Genomic DNA, 20,753 nt, shown 5'->3' with positions numbered 1-20,753 from the left:
GCTCAGGTCAGCCGCCGGTATGGCTCATATGGCGAGGCATCTGACCGTCCAGGCGTTGACGGGAATAGTCGAAATCATGCCCTTTGGGCTTTAACGCGATCGCCGCGCGGATGGCATCTTCGAGGGGCCCGTCATCGGCAGGGTGCGCGCGCAGCGGCGCGCGCAGGTCTGCGGCGTCCTCCTGGCCGAGGCACATGAAAATCTCACCAGTGCAGGTCAGGCGCACGCGGTTGCAGCTTTCGCAGAAGTTGTGGCTCAGCGGTGTGATAAACCCGATTTTCTGTCCTGTTTCCTCCAGCCGGACATAACGTGCAGGGCCGCCGGTACGTTCTGCCAGATCGGTGACGGTGTAGTGCTCTGCATACCGCGCGCGCACGTCCTTGAGCGACCAGTACTGGCCCAAACGGTCCTCGTTCCCGATGTCACCCATCGGCATGACCTCGATCCATGTCAGATCAATATCCCGGTCCGCACACCAACGGGTGATGTAGGGTAACTCTTCTTCATTGAAATCCTTGAGTGCAACAGCGTTCAGCTTGACCCGTAGCCCCGCTGACTGCGCCGCATCGATTCCGCGCAACACCTGCGGCAAGCGTCCCCATCGGGTGATGTCAGCAAACTTGCCTTCGTCCAATGTATCAAGAGACACGTTTACGCGCCGCACCCCGGCAGCATAGAGGTCTTTTGCGAACCGTTCCAACTGGCTGCCATTGGTTGTGAGGGTCAGTTCCTTGAGCGCGCCGCTTTCAAGATGTCGCGTCATACCTTCAAAGAACGTCATGATACCCTTGCGCACAAGAGGCTCGCCTCCGGTGATGCGCAGTTTTTCGACGCCAAGCCCGATGAAGGTCGAACACATACGGTCCAGTTCTTCCAGTGTCAGCAACTCCTTTTTGGGCAGAAATGTCATGTTCTCAGACATGCAATAGACGCAGCGAAAATCGCAGCGGTCGGTCACCGAGACCCTCAAATAGGTAATTGCGCGGGCGAAAGGATCGATCAATGGAGCATTCATGCTGTCATAGGTAATGCGCTGGCCAAGACGCAGCAAGGGGTTAACGGCATTGATGTGTATCGGCCATCTATGCTTTAGACGTCTTATGAGACATGTTTGCGCTTTGAAGATGGTCCTGATTGTCGGTGCTCTGTCCACGGCAGGTTGCGCTGAACTCAATCAGCTCAATGTGGCCCTGGGGGGCGCAAAGGCACCGTCGGTTGAACCGACTGCGACCGCACAGCCAACCGCTTTGGGCGCCAACGCTCCGCAAACGGCTGACGTTCTGGATACCACGACGGCCTCCGAGAGGGCAGCGGCCAGCGGTGCAGGCGCCACGGGCCGATCGCTGGGTCAGACGGTTGCTTCGCTGGGAAGCCCGGCAGAGCCGGGTTTCTGGCTGAAGACACCGCTTGTTTCAGATGAGACCATGGGCAAAGTGCGCAATCCTGCGACGGGTAAGACCGTGGCCGTGACGTTGATCCCCATTGCAGGCCCCGAAACCGCCGGCAGCCGCATGTCACTTGCCGCGATGCGCCTGCTCGGCGTCAATCTGACAGATCTGGTGACCGTGGATGTCAGTCTTTAAGGTGTCTTGGCTTTAAGGTGTTTTGGGGCTCGTGACATAAGTTGGCGCGCCATCAATGGTGTGCTGGTTGCGCGTCTCCCAATAGGTCGCGATCTCCTCGGGCGTCTTGTCTTCGGTCCAATTGCGCAGAACGTCCCGCTCCCCCTGATAGGCCATGAAGGGGACAGCATAACCGCAGCTTGTCTGTACGAGATCGAGTGACACGTCGTAAATTTGACGCGCGCCGTCCGAATGGGGAAACAGCGCGTTCAGGGAGCGAAACGCCTCATCGCGAAGATGCAGCGTTTTCGCGGTTCCATATGTCCTCAAGATCATCGGCTTTGCTTCGAAGCCGCACCACATCAGCGTCATGCGATTGAGTTGCGCCAGATGGCCAGCGGTTTCATTTCCAGATCCTGTCAGGTTTCGCCAGACAATTCGGTTGGGGCCTAAAACCCGCAAGCTGTCCATACCCTTTGGCGAGATGTTGACCTGACCGTCAGGTGCTGCTGACCCGACGAAAAAGATATGCTGCGCTTCGATGAAACGGGTCAGCACCTCGCTCAGGCCGTCAAACTGCTTGGCCATCGCTATTCCACCGTGACAGATTTTGCCAGGTTACGTGGCTGATCCACGTCCGTGCCTTTGGCAACGGCAGTGTGGTAGGCGAGCAGTTGAGCGGGGATAGCATATAGAATCGGTGTGACGGCGTCAGGTACTGACGGTAATTCTATTGTCGCGTAGGCACCGTCGCCGGCCTCTTTCAAGCCTTGTTTGTCTGAAATCAGAATGACGCGACCCTTGCGGGCCATGACTTCTTGCATATTGCTGACAGTTTTGTCGAACAGCGCATCTCTGGGGGCCATGACAACGACCGGAACGGATTTATCGACAAGGGCAATCGGGCCGTGCTTGAGTTCCCCAGATGCATATGCCTCAGCGTGTATATAGCTGATTTCCTTCAGTTTTAACGCCCCCTCCAGTGCCAGCGGATACATCAGACCACGCCCCAGAAACAAGACATCGCGCGCTTCGGCGAGCTTCAGGGAGGCCTTTTGCATCGCTTTGCTACTTTCCAGCGCCGTACTCAGAACGCCGGGAATGCTGCGTAGTGCGTTGAGGTGATCTGCGAGCGTCTTTGCATCTATCTCTCCGCGATCGCGCGCAGCTTTCAGCGCCAGCATGAACAATACCGTCAGCTGGCAACTGAAAGCTTTTGTCGATGCAACACCCACTTCGACACCGGCATGGATTGGCAAGACAAGATCGCTCTCGCGCGCGATGGAGCTTTCTGGCACATTCACGACGGACAGAATGCGCCCCGCCTTGCCCTCACAATATCTCAAGGCAGCCAATGTGTCGGCGGTCTCTCCTGACTGGCTGACAAAAAGGGCGGCGGTCCGATCCGGGATCGGGGGTTCGCGATAGCGGAATTCCGATGCCACATCGACATCGACGGGCAGGCGGGCAATTTGTTCGAACCAGTATTTCGCGGTCAGGCAAGCGTAGAATGCGGTGCCGCATGCGACCATGGTCAACCGGTCGATAGAAGTGAAATCAACCCCGGGGTTCGGCAAGCTGATTTCGCCATCCGCGCTCAGGTAGTGACCCAGTGCCTGGGCAATCACCGTTGGCTGTTCAGCAATTTCCTTGGCCATGAAGTGTTTGTGCCCGGCCTTGTCGATGCGCGTGGCCCCCACCTGGACGGTCCTGATGGCGCGGTTTGCCAGGGTGCCGTTGATATCGCGCACCTCGACGGAGTTTCGTGTCACGACCGCGCGGTCGCCTTCTTCCAGATAGCTGATGCGATCGGTCAGCGGTGACAAGGCGATGGCGTCGGATCCAACAAACATTTCTCCCTCGCCGTGACCGATGGCCAGCGGCGAGCCCTGGCGTGCTGCCACAATCAGATCGTCTTCGCCGGAAAACAGGAAAGCCAGCGCGAAGGCGCCTTGCAACCGGTCAAGTGCCTGATTGGCCGCCGCAACCGGCGCTGCCCCTTGGGACATGTAGTATTCGGTCAGTAAGGCCACGGTTTCAGTGTCGGTTTCGGTGACGAAATCCACGCCTTTTTCCGAAAGCTCTGCGCGCAATTCACGGAAGTTCTCAATGATCCCATTATGCACGACAGCCACGCGTCCGGCCTGATGCGGGTGTGCGTTCAGCACCGAAGGGGCACCATGGGTTGCCCAGCGTGTGTGACCGATGCCGGATTTTCCGGCCAATGGTTCGTGGACAAGCAAATCGGACAGGTTGACGAGCTTGCCAACAGCACGACGCCGATCCAGTGCACCGTTTTCGACGGTCGCAATGCCCGCGCTATCGTACCCTCGGTACTCAAGCCTTTTGAGCGCTTCGACAAGAATGGGCGCAACTTCATGATTGCCCAAAACACCTACAATTCCACACATAGATCAGCTGCCTCTTTGAAGTTTGGCTTTCTTTGCCTTGAGTATCTGTATCAGTTTTGCCGCTGTGCCGGGTTTCTCCACCTGTGGCGCGCGGGCGATGGCAAGTGCGTTCGCCTCCACATCGGAGGTAATTACCGAGCCACTGCCCGTCATGGCACCGTCACCGATATGAACGGGGGCGACGAGCATCGTATTTGACCCGATAAAGACATTGTCGCCGATTTCGGTGCGATGCTTCATCACCCCGTCATAGTTGCAGGTGATCGTTCCGGCGCCTATGTTCGTCTGGGCACCAAGCACGGCATCCCCAATGTAGCTAAGGTGGTTGACCTTGCTGCCTTCGCCGATCTGGGCATTCTTGATTTCGACGAAATTTCCCACGCGGGTGTTCTCGCTCAGTTCTGCGCCCGGACGCAGCCGGGCATAAGGTCCGATAATGGCGCCACGGGCGACATGACATCCTTCCAGATGCGAAAATGCACGTATGGTGGCACCAGATTCCACGGTCACGCCGGGCCCGAAAACAACATTCGGTTCAACAATCGTGTCGCGCCCGATCACCGTATCAAAAGCAAAATGGACGGTTTCCGGGGCTGGTAGCGTGACGCCATCATCAACCGCGCGGGCCCGGGCATTGGACTGGAAGGCGGCTTCGGCGCTGGCAAGTTCCGCGCGGGTGTTGATGCCCAGCGTTTCGCTTTCTGCGCAGGTGACAACCGTGGCGCTCAGGTCGCGGGCCCGGGCGATGCCGACGATATCCGTCAGATAGTATTCGCCAGCTGCATTGTCGTTCCCCACTGCGTCGATGAGCTTGAAGAGCAGATTGGCATTGCAGGCGACGACACCGCTATTGCACAGGGTGATCCCGCGCTCAGCTTCCGACGCATCTTTGAATTCGACGATGCGTTCCAACTGATCGTCCTGAACGACAAGGCGACCGTAACGCCCCGGGTCTGCCGCCTCGAACCCAAGAACGACCAGATCATTGCTGGATTGTGCCTCAACCATTGCAGCGAGCGTTTCCGACCGCACGAATGGCGTGTCGCCAAAGATCACGATGGCTGTGCCATCAAAATCGGCCAGGGCTGCGCGCGCTTGCGCCGTGGCATGTCCGGTGCCCAACTGTTCGGTTTGCTCGACCACGACGGCCGTTTCGTCATGGGTCAGCGCAGCCTTGCGCACCATCTCGGCCCCGTGCCCGGCAACAACGACCGAATGTGTAGGCTCAAGGCTGGCACCGGTCTGCATGGCATGCACCAGAAGCGGTGCGCCCGCCAGCGGGTGAAGCACTTTGGGCAGGTCGGAATTCATCCGGGTTCCCTTGCCTGCAGCCAAAATGATCAAAGCGGTTGTCATAATGTTTCTCTTTGTGTTCTGTCGCGGCCCTGTTTATCCGTCTGGCAGGGCGGCGCAAGACGTGTGCGGATCAAAGAAGGTTGCGGCTTGCAACATCTTACGGCAACGACCTGTCCGAAGAATGAAGCGCGGAGAAGGCATGAAAACGGTAATTTTTGACCTGGATGGCACGTTGGCCGACACCAGCGGTGACCTGATTGCCGCCGCCAATCAGTGTTTCCGCGATATGGGGGCGGGCGATGTGCTGGACCCGTTGTCGGATGCGGGCACCGCATTGCGGGGTGGGCGGGCAATGCTCAACCTTGGTATGAAACGACTTGGCCAGTCCGATGCCGCGGAAATGACGGATCGCTACTACCCCGTTCTTCTGGAGGCCTACAGGTCCGCGATTGATGTCCACACGGTACTCTACCCGCGCGCGATGGAGGCCGTCGAACGGCTGAAGATCGAGGGATACGGTGTTGGGATTTGTACCAACAAGCCCGAAGCGCTGGCGGATATCCTCTTGCAAAGCCTCGGCGTGCGGGACGCTTTTGCCGCCCTGATCGGCGCAGACACGCTGTCGGTGCGCAAACCGGATCCGGAACCGCTTTTTGAGACGGCCCGGCGCGCTGGTGGGGATCCGAAAAAATGCGTCCTGATCGGCGATTCAGACACCGATAGAAATACCGCAAGGGCGGCGGGTGTTCCTTGCGTTCTGGTGACATTCGGCCCGGCGGGGGGGGATATGGCGGCCTTGCAACCCGAAGCCCTGTTGCAGGACTACGCGGATCTTCCCGGTATCGTGGACAGCCTGCTGGCTTGACCAGAATGCTATGTCCACCCAAAGTCAGAGCCACGAGGGACATGAAATGACGGAAATTTTCAAAGGCAGCTTTACGCAGCAGGAACCGATCCCCGAAGCGGGTATCGACGCGGCCATGGCTGTGCTGCGTCATGGGCGTTTGCACCGGTACAACACGGCAGCGGGTGAGGTCAGCGAAACCGCGCTGCTGGAGCAGGAGTTCGCCGCATCGGTTGGGGCTAAATACTGCCTCGCCGTGGCATCGGGGGGCTATGCGATGGCCACAGCTCTGCGCGCCGTGGGTGTCAAACCGGGCGATCCGGTGCTTTCTAATGCTTTCACGCTTGCGCCGGTGCCCGGTGCCATCGCCGCCGTGGGGGCAAACCCGGTGTTCGTGGGTGTCACCGAAGCGCTGACCATTGATCTTGACGATCTTCAGTCAAAATCTGAGGCGGCTAAGGTTCTGCTGCTCAGTCACATGCGGGGCCATATCTGCGATATGGACCGGTTGATGGCCATTTGCGATGCGGCGGGCATCACGGTGATCGAGGATTGCGCGCATACGATGGGCGCGGCATGGAATGGCGTGCCCTCGGGGCGTCAGGGTGCCGTCGGGTGTTATTCCTGCCAGACCTATAAACATGTGAATTCCGGCGAGGGTGGGTTTTTCGTGACCGATGACGCGGAAATCGCGGCGCGTGCGGTGATCCTGTCAGGCTCCTACATGCTCTATGAGCGTCACCTTGCGGCCCCGCCCAAGGAAGCTTTCGAGAATATCCGCTATGAGACGCCCAATATCTCGGGCCGGATGGATAACCTGCGCGCGGCCATTCTGCGCCCGCAGGTGGCGGATCTTGCAAAGCAATGCGCGCGCTGGAACGAGCGGTACTTTTGCCTTGAAAAAGGGCTGCGTGACACGCCGGGTCTGACGGTGATCGAGCGGCCCGCACAGGAAACGATTGTCGGTTCCTCCATTCAGTTCCTGCTGCTGGACTGGTCGGCGGAGGATGTCTTGAGCGTCGTGAAGCGCTGTGCCGCGCGCGGTGTCGAGCTGAAATGGTTCGGCGGCGCGGAGCCGGTTGGCTTCACCAGCCGCTATGACAGTTGGCGCTACGCGGAAGCCCCCGCCATGCCTGCAACCGACCGCGTGCTGGCGGGCATCGTTGACATGCGGGTGCCGCTGACGTTCTCGCTGGAGGATTGTGCCTTGATCGCCCGCATCATCCGCGCAGAGGTCAGCGCGGTCTATCAGGGCCAGTCGACGGCAGCTGAATAATCCGAAACGCAAGTCACGCAGGGAAGGGCGGCTTCGAGCCGCCTTTTTTGCGTCGGAACTATTGCCGGGTTGACCGGATGAGAGGGCTATGTCATTTATGAACATACGTTCAATAAATCGCGCAAGGAGTGCACCGCGATGTTTATGGCAACCATGGCTTTCGATCTGGGCGAAGATGTGAACGCGTTGCGCGACCTGGTGCACAGATGGGCGCAGGATCGTGTCAAACCCCTGGCGGCGGAGATTGACGCCAAAAACACCTTTCCGCCAGAACTCTGGACGGAGATGGGCGAGCTTGGTCTGCTGGGCATTACCGTGCCGGAAGAATACGGCGGTGCGGGCATGTCCTATCTGGCACATACGGTCGCTGTGGAGGAGATTGCGCGTGCAAGTGCCTCGGTGTCGCTGTCATATGGGGCCCACTCCAACCTCTGCGTCAATCAGATCAAGTTGAACGGCACGGACGCGCAGAAACGGAAATACCTGCCCGGTCTGATATCCGGTGAACATGTGGGCGCGCTGGCCATGTCCGAAGCCGGTGCCGGGTCCGACGTGGTTTCCATGAAACTGCGCGCCGAAAAACGCAACGACCACTACCGCCTGAACGGCACCAAATACTGGATCACCAACGGGCCAGACGCGGAAACCCTGGTTGTCTATGCCAAATCCGACCCAGACGCAGGGTCCAAAGGCATCACCGCCTTTCTGATCGAAAAATCGATGACCGGATTTTCCACCAGCCCCCATTTCGACAAGCTGGGCATGCGCGGATCAAACACCGCCGAGTTGATATTCGAGGACGTCGAAGTGCCTTTTGAAAACGTGCTGGGTGAAGAGGGCAAAGGCGTGCGCGTGCTGATGTCGGGGCTCGATTATGAACGCGTGGTGCTGGCCGGGATCGGAACCGGCATCATGGCGGCCTGCCTCGATGCGATCATGCCGTACCTCTCCGAGCGCAAACAGTTCGGCCAGCCGATTGGCAATTTTCAACTGATGCAGGGCAAGATCGCCGATATGTATACGGCCATGAATTCCGCACGTGCCTATGTTTATGAGGTGGCAAAGGCCTGCGACCGGGGCGATGTGACACGTCAGGACGCCGCGGCCTGCTGTCTTTATGCCTCCGAACAGGCGATGGTGCAGGCGCATCAGGCTGTGCAGGCAATGGGCGGGGCCGGGTTTTTGAACGACAGCCCCGTGGCACGCATTTTCCGCGACGCCAAACTGATGGAAATCGGCGCGGGCACGTCAGAGATCAGGCGCATGCTGGTTGGTCGCGAAATGATGGGGGCCATGGGGTGATCCGTGCTTTGGCCTTGGGATTGGCACTGAGCGCCGCGCCCGCCCTCGCGCAGGGCATTCTGTATTCGGATGCGCAAACCCGAAGCTGTCTGGATGAATTGCCCGTTGGGGCAGCACTGAGTGACTGTGCGGGCCTGTCTTCTGCCATCTGTATGCAAGCCAATGATGCAGGCCACACAACCGTCGGCATGGGCGGCTGTCTTGATGGCGAACTGACCTTTTGGGACGCTCTTCTGAACGAGACCTACCAGGCTGTCCTGCAGGATGCCCGACAGATGGATGCCGAAATGCGGGAGCTTGGCTCGGCCGCACCCGCTCAAGCCCCGGCGCTTGTGGCGATGCAGCGCGCCTGGATCACCTTTCGCGATGAGGCCTGCGCTTACGAGCGCACAAAATGGGGCGGCGGGACAGGCGGCGGACCAGCCACATTGCAGTGCCTGATGGAGTTGACAGCGGATCAGACCGATCGGTTGTCACGGCAATGGGGTGAGTGATGCCCCGCTGGCTCTGGTGGACACCGCTGGCACTGCTGGTGATCTGTCTCGGGGTCTGGGGATTCCGATGGGGCTGGATCGCGGCCACGATCACGGAGACGGATGTCATTTCGACCTATGCTGCGCAATACGTGGCGCAAGCGGGGGGCAACGCCCGTCTGACCGATTGCACGGCGCGACCGGGCGAACGCGCCGGCGTCTGGATCGTGGTGCGCTGTGTGCAGCAACCCGCTCTGCGCTATGACTATGCCGTCGACAGATTTGGGCGTTTGCTGGATATTTCCGCAGACCCTGACCGGCCCGGAGCGCCGCAAACATGATGACCGGAAAGCGGCCAGCTTGCCGATGAAGGAGATGACATGAAACTGACCTCGCAGGCTTTGCCGTCCTCCGAAGCCTTTAAAACCAATCGCTTAGCCCATCTGGAAGCTTTGGCGGAGATCGCTGCTGCGGCGGATCATGCGGCACTTGGTGGGGGCGATAAATCGCGCGCGCGTCACCTCAGCCGGGGCAAGATGCTGCCGCGCGACCGGGTGGCGGGCCTGCTGGATCCCGGCAGCCCTTTTCTGGAGGTCGGTGCCACTGCCGCGCATGGACTCTATGACGGTGCGGCCCCCTGCGCGGGTGTGATCGCGGGCATCGGTCAGGTGCAGGGGCAGGAGGTCATGGTGGTGTGTAACGACGCCACCGTAAAAGGTGGCACCTACTATCCGATGACGGTCAAGAAGCACCTGCGGGCGCAGGAGATTGCACAGGAGAACCGGCTGCCCTGTATCTATCTGGTGGACAGCGGCGGGGCCAACCTGCCCAATCAGGATGAGGTCTTTCCCGACCGCGATCACTTTGGCCGCATCTTCTACAATCAGGCGCGTATGAGTGCCGAAGGGATCGCGCAGATCGCCGTGGTCATGGGCTCCTGCACAGCCGGGGGCGCTTACGTTCCGGCCATGTCTGATGTGACAATTATCGTTCGGGATCAAGGCACTATCTTTCTGGCAGGCCCACCTCTCGTCAAGGCCGCAACGGGCGAAGTGGTCACTGCCGAAGACCTCGGCGGCGGTGATGTGCATACCCGTCTCAGCGGTGTCGCGGATTACCTCGCCGAGGATGACGCCCATGCGCTGGCACTGGCGCGCCGGGCGGTGGGCGCGCTGAACCGCGCCAGACCCGCCACCGTGCAATGGGAGGCGCCCGAAGATCCGGCCTATGATCCGGAAGAAATACTGGGCGTGGTGCCTGCAGATCTGCGCACGCCCTATGACATTCGCGAAGTGATTGCCCGACTGGTCGATGGCTCCCGTTTTGACGAATTCAAACCGCGCTTTGGCGAAACGCTGGTGACCGGATTTGCCCATCTCAAGGGCTGCCCTATTGGCATTATCGCCAATAACGGCGTGCTCTTCTCGGAATCCGCCCAGAAAGGCGCGCATTTTGTCGAACTGTGTTCAAAACGCCGTATCCCTTTGATATTTATGCAAAATATCACCGGCTTCATGGTCGGCCGCAAATATGAAAACGAAGGCATCGCGCGGCATGGCGCCAAGATGGTAACGGCTGTGGCCTCCACCAATGTGCCCAAGATCACCATGCTGGTCGGCGGCTCCTTCGGGGCAGGCAACTACGGTATGGCCGGGCGCGCCTACAGCCCGCGTTTCATGTGGACATGGCCCAACAGCCGCATTTCGGTCATGGGCGGTGCGCAGGCGGCGGGTGTGCTGGCCACGGTGAAACGCGACGCCATCGAGCGGGCGGGCGAGCATTGGTCCGCCGAAGAAGAGGCCCGTTTCAAACAGCCCACGATTGACATGTTCGAGCGCCAGAGCCACCCGCTCTACGCTTCCGCGCGGCTGTGGGATGACGGGATTATCGACCCGCGCAAATCGCGCGACGTGCTCTTTTTGTCGCTTTCCGCCGCGCTCAACGCCCCGATCGAGGAGACACGCTTTGGCGTCTTCCGCATGTAAAAACCGGCCTGTCACACCCTGTGCACAGAACGTGCACAGCCTGTGCACCGCAGTGTCACCCGGCCCGACCCGGGAGGGACGTTGATGGTGACGCTGAAAGAGGTCCAACGCCGCTATCCCGAGGCCGTCACTTTCACCTTCGGCGACACCGCGGCGCTCTGTGCCGATCTGCTGGGGCTGGTCAGATCGGGTGCCAAGCGTGCGACCTGCGGCGCGCTGCGCGATTTCGAGACCGGCGGGGAGGCGCTGCCGGTTGCCGGACGCCACGATATTGCGCTCAACTGGGATGGTACCCCCGCGCTCGTCATCCGAACGGTCGAGGTGACGCAAAGACGATTTTGCGAGGTCGATGAAGATTTCGCGCTGGCAGAAGGTGAGAACGAGACGCTGGCAGGCTGGCAGGCAGGGCACCGCGCATATTTCGAGCGCAACGGCGGGTGGGGTGAGAACATGATGCTGGTCTGCGAGCGGTTTGAATTAGTCGAGGATTTTGGAGGCAACATATGAAGGGCATCAAGGCGCTTGGGGACCGGATGGTCGACACCGTCAGCGGGTTGAAACTGCCGACGCTGGGCAGCGAGGTGGAACTGCCTGTCTATGTGATCCACAATGCGCCCGATGCCGAGGACTATTTCTTTATCTTCGATTTCGAAGAGTTTGTGGAACAATCCCGACAAGGGTGGTTCGTGCGGCCCAAACTGCGCCTTTGGGCGGGGCGCTCGGATTTCAACCGGCGCGCCTTTGCCCGGGCTTTCCGCGAAAGCTTTGCGCGGGAGTTCGAACTGGCGCGGGTGCAGCTTGCAACGCAAAAGGACGCCAAGCGTGGCTGGTTCGGTGGCTTGCCAGGGTTTCTTCGCGATATTGCCTCCCCCTCTTTGCCCGGGGTTCTGGCCAACCTTGTTCTGCTGGTGGCGCTGTCGGCGGGCGGCAAAATTTTGACGCAGGTCCTGCCTGCGGGCTGGATGCGCCAAAAGAGCGATGCACAAAAACTCGAAGAGGGCATCAACGAGACCAAGACCAAGGTGGATGAGGCGCTGGGCCAAATCGAGATCACGCTGCATATGGATCTTTACCGCCATGCTTACCGGAGTCAGCCACCCGGACGGCTGACGGGGGTTGATTACGACGCATGGCCCTTGCCGGACTACGTGAAACAACATCTGATGGACGGAACATCGGGCTCATGGTGGTGAAATATGTTTGACACAATCCTGATTGCGAACCGGGGCGAGATTGCTGTCCGGGTCATTGAAACCGCCCGCGCGATGGGCGTGCGCTGTGTTGCCGTTTATTCGGATGCCGATGCGGGGGCCAAACATGTGGCGCTGGCGGATGTGGCGGTGCGTATCGGCGGGGCGGCCCCGGCGGAGAGTTACCTGCGCGGCGATGTGATCATTCAGGCCGCATTGGATACGGGGTGCCGCGCGATCCATCCGGGCTACGGGTTTCTGAGCGAAAACCCCGATTTCGTTGATGCGGTGGAGGCTGCGGGGCTGACATTTATCGGGCCCTCCGCCTCGGCGATCCGCGCGATGGGGCTGAAGGATGCGGCCAAGGCGCTGATGGTGGAGGCGGGCGTGCCGGTGGTGCCGGGCTATCACGGGGCGGATCAGGATGACGATCTGCTGGCGGCGGAGGCCGACAAGATCGGCTATCCGGTGCTGATCAAGGCGGTGGCGGGCGGCGGCGGCAAGGGCATGCGTCTGGTGGAGACGGCCGAGGGTTTTGCGACAGCGCTCGCCTCGGCCCGTTCTGAGGCGCAGACGGCCTTTGGTAACCGGGACGTGCTGGTGGAGAAATTCGTCACCCAGCCGCGCCACATCGAAGTGCAGGTCTTTGGCGATGGCAAAAGGGCCGTGCATCTATTTGAGCGGGATTGTTCCTTGCAGCGCCGTCATCAGAAGGTGATCGAGGAAGCGCCCGCACCGGGCATGACCGAAGAGATGCGCGCGGCCATGGGGGCGGCGGCGGTGCGCGCGGCGGAGGCCATTGGTTACAGCGGCGCGGGCACGGTGGAATTCATCGTGGACGGCTCGGACGGGCTGAAGGAGGATGGCTTCTTCTTTATGGAGATGAACACGCGGTTGCAGGTGGAGCATCCCGTCACCGAGGCCATCACCGGCGTTGATCTGGTGGCCTGGCAGTTGCGTGTGGCCGCAGGCGAGCCCTTGCCCGCCCGGCAGGAGGACCTGTCCATCACCGGCCATGCCTTTGAAGCGCGGCTTTATGCGGAGGACGTTCCCGCCGGGTTCCTGCCCGCCACCGGCACCCTCAGCCACCTGAACTTTCCGCATGATGTGCGCGCGGACAGTGGCGTGCGGGCGGGCGATACCATCAGTCCTTATTACGACCCGATGATCGCCAAGCTGATCGTGCAGGGGGAAAACCGCGCCGTGGCCCTGTCGAAGCTGCGCCGGGGTCTGGCAGGCACGCAGGTGGGCGGCACGGTGACCAACCTGGCCTTTCTGGGCGCGCTGGCGGGGCATGAACGCTTCGGTCGCGGTGAGGTCGATACCGGGCTGATCGGGCGTGAGCTGGATCATCTGATCGCGGCCCCCGCACCGCTGGCCCGGCACAAGGTGGCCGCAGGCATGGCGGCGCTGGGGCTTTTTGAGCCGCCCGCGCAGGCAGGGTTCAGCCTCTGGCAGCCCATGCGGCGGTCGGTGCAGTTGATCTGGCAGGGCGAGGTGGTTGATCTGGCGGTTGAGGTTTTGGATACGGCGCATCAGCGTTGGCATCTGGATGATGAGGTGGTCGAGGCCCGCAGGCGCGGCGCGATCTGGCACATCGGCGGGCATCCCGCGCCTCAGGTGGGTCTTGCGGGCGGGGTTGCGACGGTCTTTGACCACTACGGGCTGCCCTTTGAAGTGGTGGACCCGCTGGCGCGCGCCAGTGGCAGCAGCGGGGACGGCAATCTGATCGAAGCGCCGATGCCGGGGCTGGTGAAATCCATTGACGCATCAGTGGGCCAATCGGTGCGCAAGGGCGACCGTCTGGCCGTTCTGGAAGCGATGAAGATGGAACATGCCCTGCTGGCCGCGCGTGACGGGGTGGTGGCCGAAGTGATGGCGCAAAACGGCGATCAGGTCGAAGCTGGTGCGGCCCTCATCCAGCTTGAACCGGAGGCGGAGGCGTGATCACGCTGCACCATTGCCCGCAGACACGTTCCATGCGCAGCCTGTGGTTGCTCAATGAGCTGGAAGTGCCGTTTGAGGTCCGCAGCTACCCGTTTGACCGGACGTTGCGCCGCGCCGACTTCCTCAGTCTTTCGCCTGCGGGACGGGTGCCGGCGCTGGAGATCGACGGCGCGCATATGTTCGAGACCGGGGCCATTACCGAATACCTTTGCGAGCGTTTCAGCCCGGAGGGTCTGGGCCGGATGCCCGGCAGCCCCGAGCGTATGGACTGGCTGGTCTGGCTGCATTTCGCCGAAACCCTGAGCCAGCATACCGCAGCCCTGACCCAGCAGCATGTGGCGCTTTACGAAGATCACATGCGCAGTCCGATTGTCATGAAGCTCGAAGCGGCGCGAGTCAGAAAATGCTACGCCGCCCTTGAGGCGCGGCTGAGCACAGCGCCGCAGACCCGCGAGCATCTGCTGACCTCCGGGTTTTCCGCCGCCGATATTTCCGTGGGGCAGGCGGTCTATATGGCGCGGCATTTCGCGACGCTGGAGGAATTTCCCGCGACCGCCGACTGGTATGCGCGGATCACCGCGCGCAAGAGCTTCATCGCGGCCCTGCCGGAGGGTGACGGCATTTATGATCGGGACTTTTACGCGCCCTGGCCGTTAGAGTGATCGCAAAGCACATCAAAGGGGGAGGGTGTTCATGAGTCTGGGACCATGCGAGATATTCGAAGTGGGGCCCCGCGACGGGCTACAGAATGAGGCGCGGGACATACCGATGGCGGAAAAGATCGCGCTGGTCGACAAGCTCAGCCGCGCGGGCTTTGGCCGCATCGAAGTGGCGAGTTTTGTCTCGCCCAAATGGGTGCCGCAGATGGCGGGCTCTGCTGAGGTGCTGGGCGGGATCACCCGCACACCCGGCCTGCGCTATGCGGCCCTGACCCCCAACATGCGCGGGTTTGAGGACGCGCGGGCCGCAGGGGCCGATGAAATCGCGATCTTCGCCTCCGCCTCCGAAGGGTTTTCCAAGGCCAATATCAACGCCTCTATCGCCGAAAGCATCGAACGGTTCGCGCCCATTCTGGAAGAGGCGCGCCATATCGACCTGCCGGTGCGCGGTTATGTGTCCTGCGTGGTGGAATGCCCTTATGACGGGGCGGTGGCGCCTGCTGCGGTGGCGGCGGTGGCGGACCGGCTCTTTGCCATGGGGTGCTATGAAATCAGCCTCGGCGACACCATCGGTGCCGGTACGCCCGACAGTATTGCGCGGATGCTGTTGGCGGTGCGTGACGTGGTGCCGGTCGGGCGGCTGGCGGGGCATTACCATGACACCAAAGGTCGCGCGATGGAGAACATCGACACCTCGCTCAGCCTCGGCGTGCGGGTGTTCGACGCCGCTGTGGGCGGATTGGGCGGCTGTCCTTATGCCCCTGGGGCCGCAGGCAATGTGGCCACGGAGGCGGTGGCCCGTCATCTGGCCGCATTGGGTTACGAGACCGGCCTCGACATCGACGTGGTCGAAGAGGCCGCAGAGATGGCACGCGCCATGCGCACAGGCTGAAGGGCAGGCCCGCGATGGATTTCTTCAAAGGTACCGAACAGGCGATGGCCATGGATGACCATGTCTGGCTGCGCCACGCCAACCCATGGTCGGGCTGGACGCGGATGCTCACCTGCCTGCCGTTGCTGGTGCTAGCGCTCTGGAGCCGGGTTTGGCTTGGTGTCTGGGCGCTGATCCCGGTGGGTCTTGCGATCTTCTGGATCTGGTGGAACCCGCGCGCCTTCCCGCCCCCCCGAACGCTCGACAACTGGATGAGCAAGGGCGTTCTGGGCGAACGTGTGTTCCTGAACCATCGTGGCGAAATTGACGCCCATCACCGCAGGGCTGCCGTCGTGCTGAGTGCCCTGAGCCTGCCCGGCGCGCTGATCATGATCTGGGGATTGTGGTTCCTGTGGTGGGAGGGCGCGGTTTTTGGCATGATCCTGACGGCCCTGCCCAAAATCTGGTTTGTCGACCGGATGGTCTGGGTGCATGACGACTGGCTTCGAGCAGGGCGCACGATTCCGGGTTTGGAGAAAGCGGATGTTTGAAACGATCACAATCGCCACGGACACGCGCGGTGTCGCGACCCTGACACTGGACCGCCCGGACAAGCACAATGCGATGTCAGCGCAGATGCTGTCGGAACTGACCGAGGCTGCCGCGATGCTGGCATCAAACAGCGCGGTGCGTGTGGTGGTGCTGACCGGGGCGGGCAAGTCCTTTTGCGCAGGTGGCGATCTGGGCTGGATGCGCGCGCAGATGGCGATGGATGCCACCACCAGAAGTGCCGAAGCGCGTAAACTGGCCACCATGTTGGGCGCGCTGAATGCCCTGCCCAAACCGCTGATCGGCAGGGTGCAGGGCAATGCCTTTGGCGGCGGTGTGGGCATGGCGTGCATCTGCGACGTGACCATCGGGGTCGCGACGGCGAAATTCGGGCTGACCGAGACACGCCTGGGCCTGATACCGGCCACCATTGGCCCTTATGTTCTGGCCCGTATGGGGGAGGGGCGCGCGCGCCGGGTCTTCATGTCCGCGCGGATTTTTGACGCGGTTGAAGCGGTCGACCTGGGCATTTTGTCCCGGTCTGTTGCAGCCGAAGAACTGGCGCAGGCTGTCGAGCGGGAGGTTGTGCCATACCTCGCCTGCGCGCCGGGGGCGGTGGCCGCTGCCAAGAAGCTGGCACGCGATCTGGGTCCGCGCATTGACGAAGGGATTGTGGATCACACCATCGCCGCCTTGGCCGCCCAATGGGAAAGTGATGAGGCCGCCGAAGGTATCGGCGCGTTTTTTGACAAACGCAAACCAGAGTGGTCACAGGGCTGACCCCGCGATCAAGGCAGCGGCGGGCGAGGTGATCACTCCGTGACGGGAATCCAGATTTCCACATCGCCGCGTCCGGTTTCGACATCGAACCGGTGGCCATAGACCTCGAAATCAGGTGCGGCTGCGGGGGAGAGCCCCGCATCAGGCAGAGCCTTGTTCCAGATCGTATAGACGGTCTTGGGCAGGTCCGACACATGGCCGCGGTGGGTGAAAACCGCATAGCGTTGGGCCGGGATATCGACGTGATCCATGCCATGTGTCCGCCCGCTGGCTTCCATTCCGGCCAGATAACGAAACTGGCCGTTGTCATCCGCGTCACAACACACACCGTAAGCGGCACCGGGCACAGCATTTTCAACCTCGTCTTCACGGGCGTTGAACGCTTGCCAGAGACCGGGAATTTCGGCGATGCTCTCAAAACTGCATCTCTTGCTCAAGCCGACAACCCGAAATTCCGCGCGGTGGCGCATCTCCGGCTCGGCGATGTCGACGATCATTTCCTTTTTCATTTCAAGGGGCTCCATGAGTGAGAGGGTGGACAGGGACCGCGCCTGCCGGACGATGCTGGGCGCGCAGCCGAAGTAGGCCGCAAAGGCGCGGGTGAACGCAGCGTGAGAGGTGTATCCGGCCTCAAGGGCCGCGGCGAGAATATCCATGTCATCCAATGCAATCCGTCTCGCCGCCCGCGACAGACGCCGTGCGCGGATGTAGGACATGATGGAGAGTCCGGTGACCTGCCGGAAGACACGGCACATGTGGTGCTGGCTGACCGTGCAACGCTCGGACAAGACCGCGAGCGACGGGGTCTCGTCGAGGTGGACCTCGATCTGCCAGACCAGCCTGTCGAGCAATGCCATGTTCCGCGCCTTTCGTTCACATGGTCCATCCTGCACCTATGTGGCGCTCCGCGCTTGATCCTGCGTGATGTCTTTGCGCAAGGATAATGAATTGCCGCCCCGGAGCCAGCGCAACAAAAAAGCCCGCCAGATTGCTCTGACGGGCGTAAAGGGTAGCAAGTGCTGCCGTCGGGGTGTTTAGGGCAGCAGAACCTTGTCGATCACATGGATGATCCCGTTTGTCGCCAGAATGTCTGCGGAGGTGACATTGGCATCGTTGACCTTCACGGCGGGCCCAAGCTTGCTGCCGGTGCCATCGACGCGAACGGTTTTGCCGTTCACGGTTTCAGCGTTGACCACCTGACCCAGCACATCCGATGAGGCGACCGACCCTGGCAGCACATGATATGTCAGGATGCTGACAAGCTGATCCTTGTTCTCAGGCAGCAGCAGACTGTCGACGGTGCCTGCCGGAAGGGCCGCAAAAGCGGCATCTGTCGGGGCGAAGACCGTGAAGGGCCCCGGGCTGCGCAGGGTTTCTTCGAGCCCGGCGGCCTGCACGGCGGCAACGAGCGTGTTGAAATTGCCATTCGAGGCCGCAATATCCACGATATCGCTTCCCTGTTCGGCCGGAGCGCAGGCAGTGAGGGCCGCAAGTGCTGTGGCGGCGATTGTGGCTTTGAGCGCGAAACGTCTATTCATGGTCTGTCCTTTTCCCTGATTTTATGGCCACCGTGGTCGGCAGAAACCTATTCTGGTGGCAGGTACAATCGGTTACGCGGATGCGCCGGAATTGGATCAATCTTGTTTTACCAGCCTTGTGATCCGGCGAAGTTGCGCCGGTTTTGCATGATTTGCGCCCTAAATTTTCCATGCAGTTGACGGGGTTTTCCGGGGCCGCATCTGTTGACCCTGCCAAGCCACACGCGTAAACCCAATGCAGCCCCCTTCGCGGCGGGCGGCGTGAGCTGTTGCACGCCTGAGCAGACAAAAGGAGCCAAGCCTTGGACGAGATGCTGCGGGAATACCTTCCCATCCTCATGTTTCTGGCTGTCGCCATAGGGTTAGGGTTGGTTCTGATCCTTGCCGCCGTGATCCTCGCCGTACGCAATCCGGACCCCGAAAAAGTCTCCGCTTACGAATGTGGTTTCAATGCTTTTGACGATGCGCGCATGAAGTTCGACGTGCGTTTCTACCTCGTCTCGATCCTCTTCATCATCTTCGATCTGGAGATCGCCTTTCTCTTCCCCTGGGCCGTGGCCTTTCAGGATGTGAGCATGGTGGGTTTCTGGTCGATGATGGTGTTCCTGGCCGTGCTGACGATCGGGTTTGCCTATGAATGGAAAAAGGGAGCGCTGGAATGGCAGTAGCCACCGGAGCCAACGTCGCGGGTGCTGACCGCGAGGTCGCCACACAGGAGCTGAACCGGGAGTTGCAGGACAAGGGTTTCCTGCTGACATCGACCGAAGACATCATCAACTGGGCGCGCACCGGCAGTCTGCACTGGATGACGTTCGGTCTGGCCTGCTGTGCGGTCGAGATGATGCATGTGGCCATGCCGCGCTATGATGCGGAACGTTTCGGCTTTGCCCCGCGTGCCAGCCCGCGCCAGTCGGATGTGATGATCGTGGCGGGCACGCTGACCAACAAGATGGCCCCCGCCCTGCGCAAGGTCTATGACCAGATGCCGGAACCGCGCTACGTGATCTCCATGGGATCCTGCGCCAATGGCGGTGGGTATTATCACTACAGCTATTCGGTGGTGCGGGGTTGCGATCGCATCGTGCCCGTGGACATCTATGTGCCGGGCTGCCCGCCCACGGCCGAAGCGCTGCTCTACGGTATCCTGCAGTTGCAACGCAGAATTCGCCGTACTGGCACAATCGTCCGATGACCGGGCGTCACCAAAAACCGTCCGATGACCGGGCGTGAGCAAGAAATCGTCCGCTAGGGGAGGCCGATCATGTCCGATGCCTTGAACGAACTGGGATCCTACATCGAAGCCAAGCGCACTGATTGCGTGCTGGGGTGGGATGTCACCAATGGGGAATTGAACCTCGATGTGACGCCCTCGAATATCACCGGGCTGGTCGAGTTTCTGAAAACCGATATGACCTGCCGGTTCTCGACCCTCGTGGACATCACGGCCGTTGATTACGCCGGTCGCGCCAAACGCTACGACGTGGTCTATCATCTGCTGTCGATGTATCAGAACCACCGCATCCGCCTGCGCGTCAGCATCCGCGAAGACCAGATGGTGCCCTCGGTCATCGGGGTACACCCCTGCGCCAACTGGTTCGAGCGCGAGGTGTTCGACATGTTCGGCATCCTGTTTTCGGGCCACCCGGACCTGCGCCGCATCCTCACCGACTACGGCTTTCGCGGCCACCCGCTGCGCAAGGATTTCCCCACCACGGGCTATACCGAAGTGCGTTATGACGAGGCGCAGAAACGCGTGGTCTATGAACCGGTGAGCCTGGTGCAGGAATACCGCCAGTTTGACTTCATGTCCCCCTGGGAAGGGGCGGAATACATCCTGCCGGGAGACGACAAGGCGGAGGCCAAGTAATGGGCGGCATCTGGTGGCTGATCCTCTCGGCACTGACGGCCATTCCGATGGTCAAGCTGCTGCCGTTCTTTGGTATCAACAAATACTGGGCCGCTGTCTGCCTCGTACCATTGGGCACTATCGCCCTGCTGTGGTGGATGGGCCTGAAGCTCCAAGAGCTGGAGAAGCTGTGATGTGGTTTGAACTGGTCAACACAATGATTG

At 60.9% G+C, this 20,753-nt stretch carries 24 protein-coding genes; 18 read left to right on the top strand and 6 right to left on the bottom strand.

Annotated elements, in window-relative coordinates; translation table 11 throughout:
- Positions 1 to 7 precede the first annotated feature (7 nt).
- A complete protein-coding gene (moaA, locus tag Q0802_RS02225) occupies positions 8 to 1,015 on the bottom strand; it encodes a GTP 3',8-cyclase MoaA (RefSeq protein WP_298913557.1) in 1,008 nt (335 codons plus the stop codon).
- A gap of 85 nt (positions 1,016 to 1,100) precedes the next feature.
- Here moaA and Q0802_RS02220 point away from each other — a divergent pair, with 85 nt between their 5' ends.
- Entirely contained in the window at positions 1,101 to 1,583 is a 483-nt protein-coding gene (locus Q0802_RS02220; protein WP_298912914.1) for a hypothetical protein, read from the top strand.
- Positions 1,584 to 1,595: 12 nt separating this feature from the next.
- Here the strand turns inward: Q0802_RS02220 and Q0802_RS02215 are convergent, their stop codons facing one another.
- The 3 genes from Q0802_RS02215 to glmU are packed head-to-tail and all read right to left on the bottom strand — an operon-like array spanning position 1,596 to position 5,329.
- Positions 1,596 to 2,150, bottom strand: coding sequence for a pyridoxamine 5'-phosphate oxidase family protein (locus Q0802_RS02215; protein ID WP_298912912.1), 555 nt, complete (start codon positions 2,148 to 2,150; stop codon positions 1,596 to 1,598).
- 2 nt (positions 2,151 to 2,152) lie between these two features.
- Positions 2,153 to 3,973, bottom strand: a complete 1,821-nt coding sequence (gene glmS / locus Q0802_RS02210) for a glutamine--fructose-6-phosphate transaminase (isomerizing) (RefSeq protein WP_298912910.1) — start codon at positions 3,971 to 3,973, stop codon at positions 2,153 to 2,155.
- Between the two features lie 3 nt (positions 3,974 to 3,976).
- Entirely contained in the window at positions 3,977 to 5,329 is a 1,353-nt protein-coding gene (gene glmU, locus Q0802_RS02205) for a bifunctional UDP-N-acetylglucosamine diphosphorylase/glucosamine-1-phosphate N-acetyltransferase GlmU (protein ID WP_298912908.1), read from the bottom strand.
- A gap of 139 nt (positions 5,330 to 5,468) precedes the next feature.
- Between glmU and Q0802_RS02200 the strand changes: the two genes are divergently transcribed.
- The 13 genes from Q0802_RS02200 to Q0802_RS02140 all read left to right on the top strand — a co-directional run bounded on the left by Q0802_RS02200 (position 5,469) and on the right by Q0802_RS02140 (position 17,145).
- A complete protein-coding gene (locus tag Q0802_RS02200; protein ID WP_298912905.1) occupies positions 5,469 to 6,134 on the top strand; it encodes an HAD-IA family hydrolase in 666 nt (221 codons plus the stop codon).
- A gap of 46 nt (positions 6,135 to 6,180) precedes the next feature.
- Positions 6,181 to 7,389: an aminotransferase class I/II-fold pyridoxal phosphate-dependent enzyme gene (locus Q0802_RS02195; protein WP_298912902.1), complete on the top strand. Its 1,209-nt coding sequence runs from the start codon at positions 6,181 to 6,183 to the stop codon at positions 7,387 to 7,389.
- A gap of 138 nt (positions 7,390 to 7,527) precedes the next feature.
- Positions 7,528 to 8,691, top strand: coding sequence for an isovaleryl-CoA dehydrogenase (locus Q0802_RS02190; protein WP_298912898.1), 1,164 nt, complete (start codon positions 7,528 to 7,530; stop codon positions 8,689 to 8,691).
- Complete coding sequence (locus Q0802_RS02185) at positions 8,688 to 9,185, top strand: lysozyme inhibitor LprI family protein (RefSeq protein WP_298912887.1); 498 nt, start codon at positions 8,688 to 8,690, stop codon at positions 9,183 to 9,185. The genes Q0802_RS02190 and Q0802_RS02185 overlap by 4 nt, the downstream gene beginning before the upstream one ends.
- On the top strand, positions 9,185 to 9,505 hold the full coding sequence (locus tag Q0802_RS02180) for a hypothetical protein (RefSeq protein WP_298912884.1): 321 nt from the start codon (positions 9,185 to 9,187) through the stop codon (positions 9,503 to 9,505). Before Q0802_RS02185 ends, Q0802_RS02180 begins: the two co-directional genes overlap by 1 nt.
- 39 nt (positions 9,506 to 9,544) lie before the next feature.
- The gene (locus tag Q0802_RS02175; protein WP_298912881.1) at positions 9,545 to 11,149 is read left to right on the top strand and encodes a carboxyl transferase domain-containing protein; all 1,605 of its coding nucleotides are present in this window, start codon (positions 9,545 to 9,547) and stop codon (positions 11,147 to 11,149) included.
- An 84-nt stretch (positions 11,150 to 11,233) separates the two neighbouring features.
- Positions 11,234 to 11,656: an ASCH domain-containing protein gene (locus tag Q0802_RS02170; protein WP_298912879.1), complete on the top strand. Its 423-nt coding sequence runs from the start codon at positions 11,234 to 11,236 to the stop codon at positions 11,654 to 11,656.
- On the top strand, positions 11,653 to 12,342 hold the full coding sequence (locus tag Q0802_RS02165) for a hypothetical protein (protein ID WP_298912877.1): 690 nt from the start codon (positions 11,653 to 11,655) through the stop codon (positions 12,340 to 12,342). Before Q0802_RS02170 ends, Q0802_RS02165 begins: the two co-directional genes overlap by 4 nt.
- A gap of 3 nt (positions 12,343 to 12,345) precedes the next feature.
- A complete protein-coding gene (locus tag Q0802_RS02160; protein WP_298912875.1) occupies positions 12,346 to 14,286 on the top strand; it encodes a biotin carboxylase N-terminal domain-containing protein in 1,941 nt (646 codons plus the stop codon).
- Entirely contained in the window at positions 14,283 to 14,948 is a 666-nt protein-coding gene (locus Q0802_RS02155) for a glutathione S-transferase family protein (protein ID WP_298912872.1), read from the top strand. Before Q0802_RS02160 ends, Q0802_RS02155 begins: the two co-directional genes overlap by 4 nt.
- A gap of 31 nt (positions 14,949 to 14,979) precedes the next feature.
- Complete coding sequence (locus tag Q0802_RS02150) at positions 14,980 to 15,837, top strand: hydroxymethylglutaryl-CoA lyase (protein WP_298912869.1); 858 nt, start codon at positions 14,980 to 14,982, stop codon at positions 15,835 to 15,837.
- A gap of 14 nt (positions 15,838 to 15,851) precedes the next feature.
- Positions 15,852 to 16,367 (top strand): DUF6653 family protein, encoded by a 516-nt coding sequence (locus Q0802_RS02145; RefSeq protein ID WP_298912866.1) that lies wholly within the window; start codon positions 15,852 to 15,854, stop codon positions 16,365 to 16,367.
- Entirely contained in the window at positions 16,360 to 17,145 is a 786-nt protein-coding gene (locus Q0802_RS02140) for a crotonase/enoyl-CoA hydratase family protein (protein WP_298912863.1), read from the top strand. The genes Q0802_RS02145 and Q0802_RS02140 overlap by 8 nt, the downstream gene beginning before the upstream one ends.
- A 32-nt stretch (positions 17,146 to 17,177) precedes the next feature.
- On the opposite strand, the gene Q0802_RS02135 is transcribed toward Q0802_RS02140, so the two are convergent.
- The gene (locus Q0802_RS02135; RefSeq protein WP_298912860.1) at positions 17,178 to 18,002 is read right to left on the bottom strand and encodes an AraC family transcriptional regulator; all 825 of its coding nucleotides are present in this window, start codon (positions 18,000 to 18,002) and stop codon (positions 17,178 to 17,180) included.
- Between the two features lie 177 nt (positions 18,003 to 18,179).
- On the bottom strand, positions 18,180 to 18,683 hold the full coding sequence (locus tag Q0802_RS02130; protein WP_298912857.1) for a fasciclin domain-containing protein: 504 nt from the start codon (positions 18,681 to 18,683) through the stop codon (positions 18,180 to 18,182).
- A 302-nt stretch (positions 18,684 to 18,985) separates the two neighbouring features.
- Here Q0802_RS02130 and Q0802_RS02125 point away from each other — a divergent pair, with 302 nt between their 5' ends.
- The 4 genes from Q0802_RS02125 (at position 18,986) to Q0802_RS02110 (ending at position 20,723) form a co-directional block, all read left to right on the top strand.
- Positions 18,986 to 19,351 (top strand): NADH-quinone oxidoreductase subunit A, encoded by a 366-nt coding sequence (locus Q0802_RS02125; RefSeq protein ID WP_298912854.1) that lies wholly within the window; start codon positions 18,986 to 18,988, stop codon positions 19,349 to 19,351.
- Positions 19,342 to 19,875: an NADH-quinone oxidoreductase subunit B gene (locus Q0802_RS02120; protein WP_298912851.1), complete on the top strand. Its 534-nt coding sequence runs from the start codon at positions 19,342 to 19,344 to the stop codon at positions 19,873 to 19,875. The genes Q0802_RS02125 and Q0802_RS02120 overlap by 10 nt, the downstream gene beginning before the upstream one ends.
- A 69-nt stretch (positions 19,876 to 19,944) precedes the next feature.
- A complete protein-coding gene (locus Q0802_RS02115; RefSeq protein ID WP_298912848.1) occupies positions 19,945 to 20,550 on the top strand; it encodes an NADH-quinone oxidoreductase subunit C in 606 nt (201 codons plus the stop codon).
- Complete coding sequence (locus Q0802_RS02110; RefSeq protein WP_025048937.1) at positions 20,550 to 20,723, top strand: hypothetical protein; 174 nt, start codon at positions 20,550 to 20,552, stop codon at positions 20,721 to 20,723. Before Q0802_RS02115 ends, Q0802_RS02110 begins: the two co-directional genes overlap by 1 nt.
- Positions 20,724 to 20,753: the final 30 nt, after the last annotated feature.

The sequence above is a fragment of the uncultured Roseobacter sp. genome, from assembly GCF_947495275.1.
Taxonomy (GTDB): Bacteria; Pseudomonadota; Alphaproteobacteria; order Rhodobacterales; family Rhodobacteraceae; genus Roseobacter.
Note: the sequence above shows the minus strand (reverse complement) of the source record. Positions and strands in the feature narration are given on the sequence as shown.

Excerpts from the sequence above, each read along its gene's own strand:
- glmS (WP_298912910.1), bottom strand. The coding sequence starts at position 3,973 with ATGTGTGGAATTGTAGGTGTTTTGGGCAATCATGAAGTTGCGCCCATT.
- Q0802_RS02180 (WP_298912884.1), top strand. The coding sequence starts at position 9,185 with ATGCCCCGCTGGCTCTGGTGGACACCGCTGGCACTGCTGGTGATCTGT.
- Q0802_RS02150 (WP_298912869.1), top strand. The coding sequence starts at position 14,980 with ATGAGTCTGGGACCATGCGAGATATTCGAAGTGGGGCCCCGCGACGGG.
- Q0802_RS02190 (WP_298912898.1), top strand. The coding sequence starts at position 7,528 with ATGTTTATGGCAACCATGGCTTTCGATCTGGGCGAAGATGTGAACGCG.
- Q0802_RS02220 (WP_298912914.1), top strand. The coding sequence starts at position 1,101 with ATGAGACATGTTTGCGCTTTGAAGATGGTCCTGATTGTCGGTGCTCTG.
- Q0802_RS02145 (WP_298912866.1), top strand. The coding sequence starts at position 15,852 with ATGGATTTCTTCAAAGGTACCGAACAGGCGATGGCCATGGATGACCAT.
- Q0802_RS02130 (WP_298912857.1), bottom strand. The coding sequence starts at position 18,683 with ATGAATAGACGTTTCGCGCTCAAAGCCACAATCGCCGCCACAGCACTT.
- Q0802_RS02110 (WP_025048937.1), top strand. The coding sequence starts at position 20,550 with ATGGGCGGCATCTGGTGGCTGATCCTCTCGGCACTGACGGCCATTCCG.
- Q0802_RS02170 (WP_298912879.1), top strand. The coding sequence starts at position 11,234 with ATGGTGACGCTGAAAGAGGTCCAACGCCGCTATCCCGAGGCCGTCACT.
- Q0802_RS02160 (WP_298912875.1), top strand. The coding sequence starts at position 12,346 with ATGTTTGACACAATCCTGATTGCGAACCGGGGCGAGATTGCTGTCCGG.
- moaA (WP_298913557.1), bottom strand. The coding sequence starts at position 1,015 with ATGAATGCTCCATTGATCGATCCTTTCGCCCGCGCAATTACCTATTTG.
- Q0802_RS02140 (WP_298912863.1), top strand. The coding sequence starts at position 16,360 with ATGTTTGAAACGATCACAATCGCCACGGACACGCGCGGTGTCGCGACC.
- Q0802_RS02120 (WP_298912851.1), top strand. The coding sequence starts at position 19,342 with ATGGCAGTAGCCACCGGAGCCAACGTCGCGGGTGCTGACCGCGAGGTC.
- glmU (WP_298912908.1), bottom strand. The coding sequence starts at position 5,329 with ATGACAACCGCTTTGATCATTTTGGCTGCAGGCAAGGGAACCCGGATG.
- Q0802_RS02115 (WP_298912848.1), top strand. The coding sequence starts at position 19,945 with ATGTCCGATGCCTTGAACGAACTGGGATCCTACATCGAAGCCAAGCGC.
- Q0802_RS02165 (WP_298912877.1), top strand. The coding sequence starts at position 11,653 with ATGAAGGGCATCAAGGCGCTTGGGGACCGGATGGTCGACACCGTCAGC.
- Q0802_RS02135 (WP_298912860.1), bottom strand. The coding sequence starts at position 18,002 with ATGGCATTGCTCGACAGGCTGGTCTGGCAGATCGAGGTCCACCTCGAC.
- Q0802_RS02215 (WP_298912912.1), bottom strand. The coding sequence starts at position 2,150 with ATGGCCAAGCAGTTTGACGGCCTGAGCGAGGTGCTGACCCGTTTCATC.
- Q0802_RS02195 (WP_298912902.1), top strand. The coding sequence starts at position 6,181 with ATGACGGAAATTTTCAAAGGCAGCTTTACGCAGCAGGAACCGATCCCC.
- Q0802_RS02200 (WP_298912905.1), top strand. The coding sequence starts at position 5,469 with ATGAAAACGGTAATTTTTGACCTGGATGGCACGTTGGCCGACACCAGC.
- Q0802_RS02175 (WP_298912881.1), top strand. The coding sequence starts at position 9,545 with ATGAAACTGACCTCGCAGGCTTTGCCGTCCTCCGAAGCCTTTAAAACC.